This window comes from Bacillus sp. 11C, from assembly GCF_055486375.1.
In genome coordinates, this window is record NZ_JBUPVZ010000004.1 from 65,897 (window position 1) to 82,394 (window position 16,498).

Genomic DNA, 16,498 nt, shown 5'->3' on the forward strand with positions numbered 1-16,498 from the left:
CTCCTATAACAGTTGTTGAATCTTTGTGCTGTCACCCAGGTGATAGCTTCGCAGCTTTTGAATGGCTGAGCTGTGAGTTTCCGGGTAAACTTCAATTGTTTCTTCCATCTGTTCCGCTTCATCATTCATATCGTTTGCCAGTTTCATCATCACCAGCTGCTGCAGCGGTCCCCCGAGCAGCAATTCCAATGCCTCCATCGCTTCAGGGGCTTCAATAGAGCCGATGCCTGCCTGAGCCATTCTCTTCTGATAATCCGGTGAGGAAACCACACCGACGCTTCCCCAATAACTCCAATTCATCACGGCTGCTGCACAAGGCCATACTTGAGAAAGCCGCTGTGCAAAAGCATCCTTAAAACTGCAGCCGGCAGCGTAATTGCTTTGTCCCGAAGCTCTCGCAAACGATTGGACGGAAGAGAAAAACAAAACAAAGTCCAGTGGTTCATGCCGGAAAACTTGAGCCATTCGCACACTGACATCTACTTTTGCAGAAAGAACGTTTCTGAAGCATTCCTCGTTCATGTTCATCAGGCTTTGGTCTTGCAAGACAATGGCAGAATGAATGATGCCGTTGATTTCTCGATACATTTGTTTCATTGTTTCATAAGCGCGCTCCAATTCCTCTCGGTTAGCCGCATCAGCTTGAATGTAAAGCGGGGCAGGCCCTAGGTGCGAAAGTCTGTCGATTTTACTTTGAATAGCCGCATTCATTTTTGTTCTGCCAATCCAAACGATCTGCGCCTGATATGTTCTGATCATGTATTCGCTCCAGACTTCGCCAATTCCGCCTGCGCCGCCTATGATGACATAAACACCTCCGCGCTTATACTTATTTTGCACCGGTTGATTGTTGTGCACTGGAATCAAGCGCAATTTATGCCAGCTCTTATTCCGGTAGGCCCAAGTATTCCCTTCTTCATCAGCAGGCAAGGAAAAGATTTCAGGCACAGGCAAGTTCTCATGTTTCGTGACATCAATCAGCTTTGTCTGCCAATTTGGATATTCTTTTGCCATCGAACCGATCAGGCCGTGCACACCAGCATCGACCGGATCGACAATATCATGCTGATCAACATATTGCGTGTTCGCCGTCACGACCGTCCAGCGTATCTCCCTCTCTCCATAGCCTAAAGACTGGATCGCCTTAATGATTCTGTATATTTGAATCACGCCTTGATCTTGGGCTTCAATCATTTCGTCACCGACTTCACATTCTGTCACACGAGAAGGAGACAGCCACACAATATGGTCAAACGATCCGAGAGTTTCAAGGTGGCTGGCAATCTCATGAATCGATGTGTTCGGCTCAATGTATAGCTCCTTGGCAAACGGGTACTGCCTTTGAACAGCTTTTCTGCTGTTGTCATCCCCTCCGAGGATGACAACACGCTCATCAGCAGGCGGCATGACGCTCTTCACCAATTGAACTTGATCCCATACCGGCGCCATTAGAAGCGCTCCATCAAGAGATGTCTTGATATCCGGTGACTTCGGCTCATCTTGCGGTTTGTCTTCTTCCAGCACCCTTGAGGAAATACCCTTGATTCGCACACACACTCGGCCTTGTTCATCACAGAGATCAATATCCAGTCTCTGTATTCTGTCCTCATTTGGACGAGACGTCACAGAAGCCCACATTTTATCTGTACACGGGCTGAATATTTCGAGCTCTTGGAGCGCAAAAGGCAGGGAAAGCTGCTCGTCATCGGAATTCAGTTTCAGCCCGATTGATGCTTGTAAAGCAGAGTCTGCCATACTTGGATGAAGAACAAATTCGTCCAGCGTGTGAGACACACAAGGAGGCAGGGAAAGCTCTGCCAAGGCTTGATTACGGCCAATATAAAGCCGATCTATTCCTTGAAAACCAGGTCCGTAGTCAATGCCGATTGCCTTAAATAATTCATAACATTGCTCGTGGGAAAGGGTGCTCAGACTGCATTGATCTTGAAGCATGCTGATATCCTGAACTGGAATACCTCCTGCTCGGTTGATTGCAGCACTGCCTTGACAGTGTATTTTCCGCCCATTGTGCCCATCCGCTGTGTAGATGTTAAAGGCCATCTCACCGTCCTGCTGGGGATCTAGACTGATATCGACTTGAACAGGCTTCCCGTCCGCCACAATCGGCTGCACCCACACAACATTTTTGATATGGATAACAGCTTGCTTGTCTTTAAGTTCTCTCACTGCTCTCGAAACGGCGGCATGAACCATCTCAAGATATGCTACACCCGGCATGACCGGGCTTCCCTTCACCTTATGATCGGTGAAAAAGAACTCAGCACCTGTAAAGGTCGAGCTGAAACGCTGCTCTGACAAATCGGATGTATTGGACTGTACTAGCGGGTGCAATGCTGCTGTTTCGAAAATATTTGTTTCATGATGTGTGACTGCTTTTTCTTTCATATCCGTTATCCAGTAGCGTTCTTTTGCAAATGGATAGGTTGGGAGGCTGATGCGTTTCGGCTGTTTGCCGCCATACAGTTTACTCCAATCTATTTCCATGCCTTTTATCCATAATTCAAGCAGTCTTTCATATATTCCGGGCTCCCAGCTGCTTTTGAGCGTTTTCTGTATTTCATCATCTGATCTCAATGTCTGTACAATCCCTTTGTCCGCTCTGCCTGACATGTACTTCGCACTCGCATGTCCAGCTATAAAGAGGTTCAGTTTTTCCAGCAAGTCCTCCGCCGAGACAGCGATGATCCCTAATCTCTCCTCCATTGGATCACGCCCTTCTTGGAGTGTATAAGCAATATCAGTGAGATCACGAGATGTGACAGGTTGGCTGCTGATAAAGTCTGCTAATTGCTGGGCTTGGTCTTTCAGACGATTTTCATCCTTTGCCGACAAGATAAAGATGCCCGGGTGTTGTGCTGTCACAGCTGGCGCTTGTGCAGGTCGAGTGGTTTCTTTTGGAATATATTCCTCAATGACCACGTGGGCATTGACGCCGCCTATGCCAAATGAACTGACGCCGGCGCGCCGTGGCAACTCTCGGCCAGCTTCATCCTGCAGCGATTGCCACTTTTTGGATTCCTGCACAATATAAAACGGGCTGCCTTCCAGTCTGATATACGGATTGATGGTTTCACTGTACAGGCTTTTTACAAGCGTCTTATGTTTTAGCTGCAATAACACTTTAATGACACCCGCCACACCGGCCGCCAGTGATAAATGACCGATGTTTGTTTTCGCTGACCCAAGTCCGCAATGGCTTCCTTGAACAGCCGGGTCACCCGTTTTTTCATACAGCTCTTGAAATGCCGCTTTCAGGCCGTTGATTTCTACTGGATCACCAAGCTCTGTTCCGGTTCCATGCGCTTCAATGTAAGTAACGGTTCTTGGATCGATTCCCGCTTTTTCATATGCTGTTTTTACGACATCCGCCTGAGCCTTCGGATTAGGAGTCGTCAGAGAGTTTGCGCGGCCTCCGTGGTTTACCGCACTTCCTTTGATGACACCGTAAATATGATCACCGTCTCGTTCAGCCGCTGTCATTTTTTTCAGGAAGAGAATGCCGGCGCCTTCACTGACTGCGAACCCATCGGCTCTATCAGAAAATGTTTTGCACCTTCCTTCTTTACTCAGCGCCCCGGCCTTATCATAAGCGATATGGCCTTGCGGCGTTACGACTGTGTTGACACCTCCTGCAATCGCCATTTCACAGTTTCCGTTTTCAATTGCGCATACTGCATGATGAATGGCGACCAAAGAGCTTGAGCATGCAGTATCTATCGGTTCGCTCGGTCCATGAATGTTCAGGAAATAACTGACCCTATTCGGTCCGGCAGAAGGACTCATATTCGCAGCTGCTGAGCCTTCTATGTCTAGATTTGACAGCAGTGAACTATACCCCGTGTTTCCAGTCCCAATGAAGATGCCCGTTTTGGTTCCTGACAGGCTTCTCGCTGAGTACCCCGCTTCTTCTATCGCCTTCCACGCATAGGTCATTAACAGGCGTTGCTGAGGCTCCATCTGCTCAGCCTCAAGCGGCGATATGCCGAAGAACAATGGATCAAAGTCAGCGACTTCATCAATAAAACCGCCCCATTTGACGTTTGTTTTATTCGGTTCTTTTAGAGGGTCTCCGTAATACTCCTGCCAATCCCAGCGGTCTTTTGGAACCTCTGTAATACAATCCGCGCCCGCTTTCAGGTTCCTCCAGTATTCCTCGATGTCCTTTGCCTTCGGGAAAACACCGCTCATCCCGACAATCGCGATAGGCTCAGGCCTATGATCAGCTGTCTTTTCTACTGGCGTTACCGAAGGGTTTACAAAGCGGTTTTCAGTCGAAAACGTCATATTTTTTATATTTTGTTCGACAGGCTGTATCAGCATTTCAGATTCGGCAGACAATTGGGCTGTAAAAGCATTCGGATATTCTTCTGACAGATACGCTGCAAATGCATAAACAGTTGCGTGCTCAAAGAAGATCGTAGGCGTGAGATCCAGCTTGTACTGCTCATTCAGTGTATTTGCGAATTCAGTTAACGTAATCGAATCAAAACCATATTGATTAAACTCCATATCCGTGTCAATCTCTTCAGGTTTGATTTTAAGCAATTGAGAGATTGTTTGCTTCAAAGCTTCTTGAATGTGGTCAAATAAATTGTCTTGACCCATCCTGGCTTCAGGTATCACCGGTACTTGCGCTGTTTGCATTGGCACATCATCAGAAGACGGCTTTTGAGTCAGCTTTTCCCTCATCATGTCTCTGATCCCTTCCATGACAATGACGTGATCTTTGCCGAATGCCAAACCTTTGTAAAGCGCCTGAATGCCGGTCTCGGACCGCATTGGAGTCACACCTGTGTTTTTCAAAGTCATGTTTTCAATTTCTTTATTCGCGCGCATGCCGCCTTCTTTCCAGAGCGGCCAATTGATCGACAGCGTTTGCCCGTGCCTGTACATGGCGGTCACGAGCCCATTTCGATAAGCTGCATAACTGTCCATAAACGCATTAGCCATCGCATAATCCGCCTGCCCCGCGCTGCCGGCAACACCGGATATTGAAGAAAAGAGGATAAAGAAATCTAACGCGAGATGCTCGGTAGCCTCATCCACATTCACAAGCCCTTTTACCTTAGGGGCAAAAACTTGTGTCAGTTCTTCGTTGGTTTTGTTCATGAGATAGTTATCTTTAATCAGGCCTGCGCTGTGAATGACGCCATTCAAGTCTCCGTAATCAGACGTAATGCTTGTGATGAGCCCGGAGGCTTCTTCCGCTTGCGTCACATCAACCCGCCTATATTCTGCTCGGGCCCCTAATCGCTGAAGTTCGTTAAGCTGCGTCTCTTGATCCGCATTCAATGCAGATCTGCCTGTCAGAATGAGCACAGGCTGTTCAGCTTTACGAGCAACCTCTTTTGCAAAAATAAACCCAAGTCCTCCTGCGCCGCCTGTGATGAGGTATACTCCCTTATCTCTCCACGGCAGGCTTATTTCCCGATCAGCCATTTGCATTTCACGCAAATCATTGATGTACCGTTTGCCCTTTTCGTATTTGATGCGCTGATCTCCTGCGTGTCTTTTATTCTCTCTCAGTTTTTCTGCCATACTTTCAATGTTTTCGTTTGAATCGATTTCAATCGTCTGGCCTATCAATTTTTTATTCTCCAGGCTGGCGGTTTTAAGGAGCGCCGATAGCCCTGAAAATGAGTACTGCTTTCTTGCTGCAGAAGTAAGCAGCTGAATCAGGACATTGTCTTGCGGCTTGCTTTTGAGAAGATTCTGTACCGTCTTAAGCGCTTGTTCGGCATAATCTTGGAACCTTTCTGCCAGTCCTTCGCGGAAAGAATCCAAAACGATGCATTCCGCTCCTTTAACTCTTGATTCAATGCTGTCTTTTGTGAGGCCATTCATGTCACAAAGCAAAACAATGTGCCGTTCGTAATGAGGCTCAGGACTTTCTTTTTCACAATCCTTAGGCACCCATTTTTCTTCAAACATCAAGGTTTCCAGCACTTGATCAGGTTCCGTCGATCCATTTCCGCCTTCCGCTGCTCTGAAAGATAATCCTTTCAGCCGTACGCAAACTTTGCCGTTCTCATCTAACATATCAATATCCCGTTTTTGCACCTTATCAGTTGCCTTGCTGCCTTGACTGTACCTTGCGTATACCCACATTTCTGACGAGCATGCTCCGAAGACTTCAAGCTCCTGAACCGCAAAAGGCAGTGTCAGTTGGTTATCTCCGGCGCCTGTCAAAATGCTTGACGCCTGCAAAGCAGAGTCCATCAGCCCCGGATGCATGTTGTATTGGCTGAACGTATCTAAAGCAGACGGATGCAATGACAATCTTGCTAAAACAAAATGTTCGGCTGTATAGATTTTTTCCATGCCGCGATAAGCAGGACCATATTCAAAACCGATCATTCGATAGGTGTCATATACTTCGTCAACGCTGAAATGGCTTTGCTGACACTGCTCCCGCAAGGACTGCAAATCAACCGCTGGCTGATTTTCAGCAGGACTCAATACAGCGCTGCCTTGGCTGTAGACGATTGACTGTTCGCCCGCAATGTCTGGATTACCGTAGATTTCATAGGAAATCTCACCATTTTCCTCCGGTAAAAGCCTAATGTGTATGTGCTGAGGCTGGCCCTCTACAACAATGGGCCGCACCCACACCGCGTTCTTTAGCTTCATGGTACACGGAACACCTTGTACCTCTGCCGCCTGCTCAACGGCCGCCCGCGCCAATTCAAGATGCGCCACCCCCGGCAAGATCCGTTGGCCTTTGACAACATGATCAGCAAGGAAAAACTCTTCTCCCGTATAGATTGAGCTAAACCTTTGTTCCGAGAGGTTCGATGTGTTTTGATGCATTAATGGATGCAGCACGGCTGCGCCAATGCGGAAGGTGTCTTTGTTTGCTACAGGGCTGCCGCTTTTTTCTATATGATCAGAGATCCAATAACGGTCTTTTGCGAAAGGGTATGTCGGCAAGCTGATGCGCTTAGGCACATTCTCGCCATACAGTTTCGTCCAGTCTGCATCAAGGCCTTTTACCCATAATTCAAGCAGTTTTGCGTACTTTCCCCGTTCCATCCATTTTTCGACGGCTTCTTGAATCTCGTCGTCCTCTGTCAGCATTTGCAGTGTGCCTTTATCAATCCTGCCTCTAAATAAATCTTCCACATCGCTTTTGCCTGCTGCAAAGTCTTTTAACTTTTGCTGCAAATCCTCAATGGAACCGGAAATAATCCCAAGACGTTCTTCCATCGCGTCCCGTCCGGCTTGCAGGGTATAAGCGATGCGGGTGAGATTTGCGCCACCATACGTTTCCTTATCAAGCGCATCAGCCAGCTGCTGTGCCTGTTCTTTTAGCCGTGCTTCATTTTTAGCCGATAAAACGAAGATACCCGGATGTTCAGATGTGATGGACGGTACAATCTCATCGGCCGCTTCTGGAATATATTCCTCAATAATCACGTGGGCGTTTACGCCGCCGATCCCAAATGAACTGACACCTGCCCGGCGTGGCAGCTCTTCCCCCTGTTCATTTTTCAGCGCTTTCCATTCTTCCGTTTCCCGTACGATATAGAACGGACTGTTTTTCAGCTGAATGTATGGATTCACGGTTTCGCAGTGAAGACTTTTCGCTAAGGTTTTATGCTTAAGCTGCAATAATATTTTAATAACCCCTGCTGCACCTGCTGCCAGCGATAAGTGGCCAATGTTTGTCTTCACAGACCCCAGTCCGCAATAAGGATTGGCTGATGCATCGCCTTCATTCATACCCAATGCTTGAAAAGCTGATTTCAATCCGTTAATTTCAACCGGGTCTCCAAGCTCCGTCCCGGTTCCGTGCGCTTCAATATAGGTCACGGTTTTCGGATCGATACCCGCTTTTTGATATGCCGACTGAATGACATCCGCCTGCGCCTTCGGATTAGGTGTCGTTAAAGACGCTGCACGGCCGCCGTGATTAATTGCGCTGCCTTTTATGACTCCGTAAATGTGGTCTCCCGCTTCTTCAGCCGCTTTTAACTTTTTCAGAAACAGGATGCCTGCCCCTTCCCCATGAGCAAAACCATCGGCTTGATTTGAAAACGTCTTGCATTTCCCTTCTTTACTGAGCGCACCCGCTTTATCAAAGCTGATATACACTTCAGGAAGGATAATCGTATTCACGCCGCCCGCTAATGCCATCTCACAAGTGCCTTCCTCAATTGAAGAGATGGCGTGGTGGATAGCCACCAATGAGCTGGAGCATGCTGTATCAATCGGTTCGCTCGGCCCATGAAGATTCAGGAAATAACTGACCCGGTTCGGACCGACTGAAGGGCTCGTATTGGCTGCCGCTGAGCCTTCTATTGCCGAGTCGGCTTTTGACAAAAGGGAGCTGTACCCTGTATTTCCGGTTCCGATGAAGACGCCTGTTTTTGTGCCTGACAGACGTTTTGCCGAATATCCTGCATCTTCGATCGCTTTCCAGGCGTAAGTCAACAGTAAGCGCTGCTGAGGTTCCATTTGTTCAGCTTCACGCGGGGAGATGCCGAAGAATAATGGATCAAAATCGGCAATTCCGTCGATAAAACCGCCCCATTTTACATTCGTTTTATTGCCTTCCTTCGCCGGATCACCTTCATATTCCCGCCAATCCCAGCGGTCTTTCGGAATTTCCGTCATGCAGTCTTTGCCCTCTTTTAAAGTCTCCCAGAACGCATCAACATCTTTTGCCATAGGGAAAATCCCGCTTATGCCTACAATCGCAATTGGCTCATGGCCAGCATCACTTTGTGCGGCGTTTGGCAATATGACTTGCTGCTTTCGGCGTCTTTTAGCTTTGACATGCAAGGCTTGCTCCTGTTTGGCAGCAGGCTGAACCTGAGCCGATACAGCGCGCACAGCAAATGTGTTCGCAAATACCGCTTGATATTCTTCGGCCAAATGCTTGCCAAACGCATGAATCGTCGGGTAGTCAAAAAAGACGGTTGGCGTCAGCTCTAACTTATAGGCGCGGTTCATATGGTTTGTGAATTCCGTCATTGAGATAGAATCAAATCCATACACTGTCATCTCGACATGATCATCAATCGTTTCAAGCTTGACCTTTAACAGCTTGGCGACCTCCCGTTTTAACATCGCCTTTACTTTATCCAGTAAACTGTCTGTATCAATGCTTTTTACTTGTTCAGTCAAGTTCTCTGTTTCCTTCTTTTCCATAGGTGCTGAGACGGTTTTTGCGAACATGTTTTGTTTTATCTTATGCCCATCGCCTTCAATCACCATTACTTGGTTTGCTTCGGAATGAAACGCTTGATATAATGCCTGAATACCTTTTTCTGCTCTCATAGGAACAATCCCGGCCAGTTGCACAAGCCTTTTCTCTGTTTCTTGGTCGACCTTCATGCCGCCCTCTCTCCATAATGGCCAGTTTATGGAAAGTGTCTTTCCGTGCCGCTGGCTGATTTCGGCAAGCCCATTTCGATAGCCTGCATACATATCCATAAATACATTGGCTGCCGCATAGTCAGATTGACCAATGCTTCCTAAACTTCCTGAAATAGAGGAAAAGAGAATAAAGAAGTCCAATGGCAAGTCCTTGCTCGCTTCGTCTAGAAAAACAATCCCTTTTACTTTAGGCGCCAGTACGTCGTGCAGGTCTTCTGCCGGTTTATTGACCATGTAGCTGTCTTTGATGATTCCCGCGCTATGAAGAATGCCGTCTAGACGGCCGTACGTTTTCTGAATTTCGTCGATGAGCTGGCAGACTTCAATCTTATCGGACACATCTGTTTGCCGATAGGTGACCTCAGCCCCCTTGTCGTGAAGCTCTTTAAGCTTTTTCCTTTTGCTTTCGCTAAGAGGTGAGCGGCCCGTCAAAATAACTGTTGCATTCTTCGTTTGTTCCGCGATTTCGTTTGCAAAAATAAGGCCTAATCCTCCGGCACCTCCTGTAATGAGATAAACGCCATCGTCTTTCCACGGCTTGCTGATGTCACGGCTGGCCGTTTTGATGTCACACCAATCAGCAATGTACCGAGTGCCGTTTTGATATTTGATATATGAATCGCTGCTCATTTGATTTTCTTTCAGTTTGCCAGCAATGCTTTCTCCGCTTTCTTCACTGCTGACTTCAATCATTTGGCCGGTTAGTTTGGCATTTTCCTGTCCGGCTGTTTTCAGCAGTCCTGTCAGCCCTGAAAACACCTGCTGTTCTCCTTCGGAAGAGGTTACGACCTGAATAAGCGTGTCGCCTTTCGATTTCGTGCGAATGAGCTCTTGTACCTTTTTAAACACTTGTTCCGTATATGAATGGAAACGCGCCTCCATTGAAGAAGGCCTTCCTTCCAGGCTGAAAACATGGACACCCTCGAGTACTGCTTCAATCTGTTTTCTCGTCTCATGATCATATTCACATAGGAACACGAGATGCTCCGCATATTTTTTTTGACCTGCTCCGTCAGCTGCCTTTTGTTCTTGCCAAACGGGCTGAAGCAATAAAGTTTCAGCTTTCATTTTTGATGGTTCGGTTTGTATATCTGCCTCCATTACTCTCGTCGAAAATCCTTTCATCCGCACGTAAATCGTGCCATGCTCATCGCATAGATCGATATCGACTTTCTGTATCAGATCCCCCGGTTTGTTTTTCGAGTTGAATTGAACATAAACCCACATGTCAGAAACGCATTGCTGAAAGATCTCAAGTTCCTCCAGGGCAAATGGGAGTGCCGCCTTAAAGTCTTCACCGCGTGAAAGCTCCGCCCTAACGACGTTTTGCAAATATTCAGCCGCCTGCAACGCCCCATCCATTACACTTGGATGAAGAACATAATCGTCTGACGTATGCATGACAGATTCCGGCAGTGATAATTTGGCAAGCAGCTGCCCGTCGCCTTTATATACGGCTTTTACACTCTTGTAGCCAGGACCGTAATCGGCACCGATCATTCCTTCATAAAACAGGGCAGCGTCCAATCTGTTTTGATCACATCGGTTTTTGATCTCAGCAAGATCCAGCGCTTTTTCTTGGTTTATCTGAATCAATTCCGCTATCCCCTGGTTATATACCACCGGTTCTGCATCAGCAGATTCCGGCTCACCATACATCCGATAAAGAATGTGTCCGCCGTCTTCGTCATAAAGTCCGATGTTTACTTGAACTGGCTCATTTCCTGCTACAACTGGACGCATCCAAACAACATTTTTCAGGCGGATTCCGGTTTCTTGATCTTCTAAACCGCCAATTCCTTGTTCTATCGCGGCTCTTGCCATTTCAAGCGTGACCGCTGCCGGCAAAATTGCCATGCCTTTAATGATATGCTCGGCAATAAAATACTCTTGTCCTGTAAAGATGGAGCTAAACCGCTGCTCTGACAGAACCGATGTATTATGGTGCACCAAAGGATGCAAACACGATGGTTCAATTGTTGTTACATCGCTGGTGCTGCTTTCAGGCCAGTATCGTTCTTCAGCAAAAGGGTACGTCGGCAAACTGATACGGCGCGGCTTCGTATTTGGATAAAGTCTGCGCCATTCAACATGAAAGCCTTTTGCCCACATCTCAGCAAGCTTTTTCAATTCTTCTTTTGATATTCGTGATGAAGCCAATTCTTCTGCTTCAGCGTTTCCAAGCAGCTGTTCAGCGGATGTCATTCTCGTTTTTTCTCCTTGAATACTGCTTTCTGCTAGGGTCTTTCCATTCACAAAAGCTTCCAGCTGTTGTTTCCATTCTTCCAGATCGTTCACCATAAAAATAATCCTGCTGTCCATTGCTTCCCGTCCGACCTGGAAGGTGTATGCAATATTTCTTAGAGACATATGCGCTTGCTCGTTTTGACTGATATAGATCAGCAGTTCCTTCACGTATGCTAGGAGCCGCTCTCTATTTTTTGCCGATACAGGAATGAGATAGGGCGGATTGCCTTCGTTCTCCGCTCTCATATCAGAGATGTTTTCATATTGCTCAAAAATAGCATGGGCGTTAGTGCCGCCAAGACCGAATGAGCTCAGAGCCGCCCGATGGACACCTTCTCGTTTCTCTAATGGCTTTCGTTCACGGACTAGATAAAAAGGCGAGCTTTCAAACTTTATATTCGGATTCGGCTCAGTGCAGTTGATGGTCGGTGCAAGTTCATTATGGTATAAGCTCATCGCAACTTTAATGCATCCGGCTAGCCCAGCAGCTGTATCCATATGGCCGATATTCGTTTTCACTGAACCAATTCCGCAAAATTGTTTTTTGTCCGTGTATTGCTTGTACACTTTATTTAATGCAGACATTTCAATAGGATCGCCTAATTTCGTTCCCGTTCCGTGCGCTTCAATATAGCTGACCGTTTCGGGATGAATGTTGTTTTGATCCAATACATGCTGTATCACTTCTGTTTGGCCTTTTACACTTGGCGCATAGAAGCCGGCCTTATCTGCCCCATCATTATTGATGCCTATTCCGCGCATAATGGCATAAATATGGTCTCCGTCTTTTACGGCATCCACAGCTTTCTTCAGCAGGATAACCGCTACGCCTTCGCCCCCGGCCATTCCGTCTGCTGAAGCATCGAAGGCCTTAACATGTCCGTCGCTTGAAAAATTCAACCCGTTTTGGTGCACGTAGCCGATCGCTGATTGTGCGTGCAATGTTGCGCCTCCGACAAGCGCATATTGAGATTCACCTGATGTCAGGCTTTTGTATGCCTGATACAAGCCGACTAGTGATGAAGAGCAGTTAGAATGAACAAAGTAGCTTGGCCCTTTTAATCCGAGCTTATGTGAGATCATCGTCGGGATGGTTCCGCTTTGGGCTAAAACCCACGAAACATAGCCATCAGGTGATTCATGCCCTTCTATTGCCTCCTTCGGCAATAACGTTCTGTATGAATTGCTGCTTGCAGACATATATACACTTGTTGCCGGAATCTCATTTGCCACATATCCTGCATCCTCAATCGCTTTCCAGGAATGCAGCAATAAAAGGCGGAGCTGAGGGTCCATATACTCAGCATCTCTCGGAGAAATTTGAAAGAAACCAGGGTCGAATAAATCTTTCCCCTCGATCGCAGATTGCACAGGCACATAGTCAGGATGTTGAATCAATTCTTCCGGAACTCCGTTTTCGCGAAGCTCTTCTTCAGAGAAGAACTGAATGCTTTCTTTGCCTTCTTTGATACGATTCCAAAAGTCATGATGATGCTTCGCCCCAGGAAACTGGCAGGATATCCCCACAATCGCAACACTATCGTCAAAATAGGAAGGAATCGTCTGCTGCGAGTATTTTCCATCTTCTTTGAGATCATGATTGTCTTCAATTTGAGTTATGGCTTGATCTGCGTTTTTCATTTCCAAAATGTATTGGCTTATGGCACGGATCGTGGAATGCTCGAATAGCTCAGTGACACTAAACTCACAATACAATTCTTTTTTGATTCGTTCAGCCACGGCTACAGCCAGAAGCGAATCGCCGCCCGCATCGAAAAATCCGTCTTCCGGCCCAAAGCCGCTGACCTTGAGCGTTTCCTCCCAAATGCGAAGCACCTGATCCTCTATTTCCGTTAACTGCAATTGATTTGATTTCTTTCTATTGAAAACGATCTCTCGTTTTTCCAGTTCTTTACGGTCCACTTTCCCGCTAGGCGATAACGGCATCTTATCTAAGCGGATAAAGTGTGAAGGTATCATATATTCCGGCAGACTGGATTTTAGATGCCGGCGCAAATTTTTTGGATCTGCAGGGGAATGTCCGCTTTTCTCTGTATAATAAGCAGCGAGCTGTTGATGGCCTTCCAGCTGCTTCACCACAACCGCCTGATCTAAAATGCTCGGTAATTCACCCAGCTTTGTTTCTATTGCGCCAAGCTCGACGCGAAAACCGCGTATTTTGACTTGGCTGTCAATCCGTCCTAAATACTCTATGTTGCCGTCAGGAAGCCATCTTGCTGAATCACCTGATTTATAAAGTTTGGTCCCCGGTTCAAACGGATTATCAATAAATTTTTCAGCCGTAAGGCCAGGCTTATGATAGTAGCCTCTTGCCAAACCGGCTCCCGCAATGCAAAGCTCACCTGGTTTTCCGATCGGGACAGGCTTCAAATGCCGGTCCACAATATGAATTTTCGCGTTGGAGACGGGCTTTCCAATCGGTGTATGGTGACTTGCGATATCTCCTTTTCCGCATCCGAAATACGCAGCGTAAATGGCGGCTTCCGTAGGTCCGTAAATATTTTCAACATGGCAGTTTTTAAAGATCGATACCGCCTTTTTCACTAATTCTTTAGGGAAAGCTTCGCCTGCAACCATCATATACTTGAGCGGTCCATCCTCTGTGAGCTGCTTGTTGTCTTTCGCCGTTTCTAAAAAGACATGCAGCATAGCCGGCACAAAATTAATGTGGCTCACTTGGTATTTTTCTATATAATCCATACAAAGCTGCGGTGATTTTTCTCCATTAGGCGGAAGAATCACAAGGCGGCCGTTTCCGATAAACCATCCGAATAATTCCGAAATCGATACATCGAACACATAGTTCGTTTTCAGTAAATATGCATCCTCAGCAGTCACGGGATAGTGGGATTCAAGAAAATTCAGGGTATTCATAATGCTTCGATGCTCTACCATTACCCCTTTAGGCTGTCCTGTGCTTCCCGATGTGTAAATGATATAGGCGAGATGCTCCGGTTTTACTTTCCGCTTTAAATCGCTGCTTTGCTGATCTGTATAACCGTTTCGGCAAGCCAACTCGATATTGATTGCTTTTACATGGCTGCCAGTTAATCCGCTGATCGAATGACGAACGTTAGGTTGGGTCAGGACAATGGATGCCTGACTGTCATCGAGCATGTACTCCAACCGTTCTTGCGGGAAGCTTGGATCTAACGGCACATACGCTCCGCCGGCTTTCAGTATCCCTAAAATCCCGATAATCATATCAAACGAACGCTCTGCACAAATTGCAACGGGGTGTTCAGGTCCAACCCCCTGATGTTGAAGGTAGACTGCCACAGATGTGCTTTTTTCATCTAGTTCTTTATATGTAAGAGACCTGTCTTCGAAAATCACAGCAACCGCATCCGGGTTTTGTTTCGTTTTTTCCTCAAATACTTCATGTATACACTTGTCATTTGGCGTGTTTGTCCCTGTCGCATTCCATTGTTCCAGCAAACTATTTTGTTCTTGATTTAACTGAAAAGAGTAGGTTTCAAGCGGCAAAGACGGATCCTCCATCATATGCTGCGCGAGCTTCATATAGTTCTCCATCATACCTTCAATGGAGGACAATTCATATAGATCAGGATTGTACAAAAGATGAAGCACTGTATCATTTTCTTGCTCATATATTTCGAGTGCCAGCTCAAATTCTCCCTCTTGCCGAATATCCTCCATATATTCAATGCCAAGCGTTTGATATGATTCGAGCACTTTTTGTAAGCCTGTTGTCTGAAAGAAGTTTTGGTACAGAAAGGCTGTTTGAAAAACCGGCGAATCCGCTGCCGAGCGGTCTACATTCAGCTCTCTTACCAATGCAGGGAACGGATACGCCGCATGGTCCAGACCGTCAGCCATTGTCAGCTGCAGCTCCCGAATAAATGCTGTAAATGGCTGGGATCCGATATTCTTGCTCCGAACAGCCATCATGTTGATAAAGTATCCGATAATAGATTCAAAGCTATCTTCAGGCCGTCCCATTGTCGGAACGCCGACAATGATATCCTTTTGTTTTGTATAGTGATGCAGCAGTACCTTGTAAATGCAGAGAAACACAGCCGATTCATTCACATGATAGGTGCGGGCAAACGATTTGATTTGATTCCTCAGGTTATGAGGGAGCAAGCTTTTATAAGCTTGCCCCTTGAATTTTCGTGCTGAAGACCGCGGACGGTCAGCAGGAAGATCAAGAACTGGCAGATTCCCAGACAACTGTTCTTTCCAGTAAGCGAGATGCTCTTCCCCTTTTCTGCTGTTCAGCATCCGGGTTTCCCATTTGACAAAATCATAATAATCAGCCGTTAGCGTCTGCTGCACCGGTTCAACCCCATTCAGCAAATGTTGATACGCCTCGAAAAGCGACGATATCAAAGTCAGCATCGACACACCGTCAAATATGATATGGTGAATCGTGATGAGCAAAATGCATTCTTCGTTTGACCGATGAAAAAGATGTGTGCGCCATAACGGACCAGCTTCCAAACGAAAAGGCACTTTTGCTTTTTCTTTTAGAAAAGGCAGTATCTCTGCTGATTTCATAGTCGATATATCCTCTTCCTCAAAAGAAAGAGCCTCTGAAGACTGAACCGTTTGAAATGGAATGCCATTCTCCTCTTGAATCACACTGGTTAAAACAGGATATTGTCTCTGTACAAACAGAAGGGCTTTCTTGAACGTCTCTGCATGTATTGGTTTAGTGATGCGAAAGCATAAAGGAATATGATAAGCACTCATTTCAGGAGACATTTTTTGAAGCATCCACAGCCCTTTTTGCCCTTCTGAAAGCGGGCTTTTGAACTGCCGCTTCATGCCTTGAAGATGTTGTTCCACCTCAGAAATGGTTAAT

1 protein-coding gene is annotated in these 16,498 nt (G+C 46.6%); it reads right to left on the reverse strand.

Features of this window, described 5'->3' with window-relative positions; translation table 11 throughout:
• Nucleotides 1–3: 3 nt before the first annotated feature.
• Complete coding sequence (locus ACY3LV_RS07575; RefSeq protein ID WP_464863634.1) at nt 4–16,461, reverse strand: amino acid adenylation domain-containing protein; 16,458 nt, start codon at nt 16,459–16,461, stop codon at nt 4–6.
• Between the last annotated feature and the right edge of the window lie 37 nt (nt 16,462–16,498).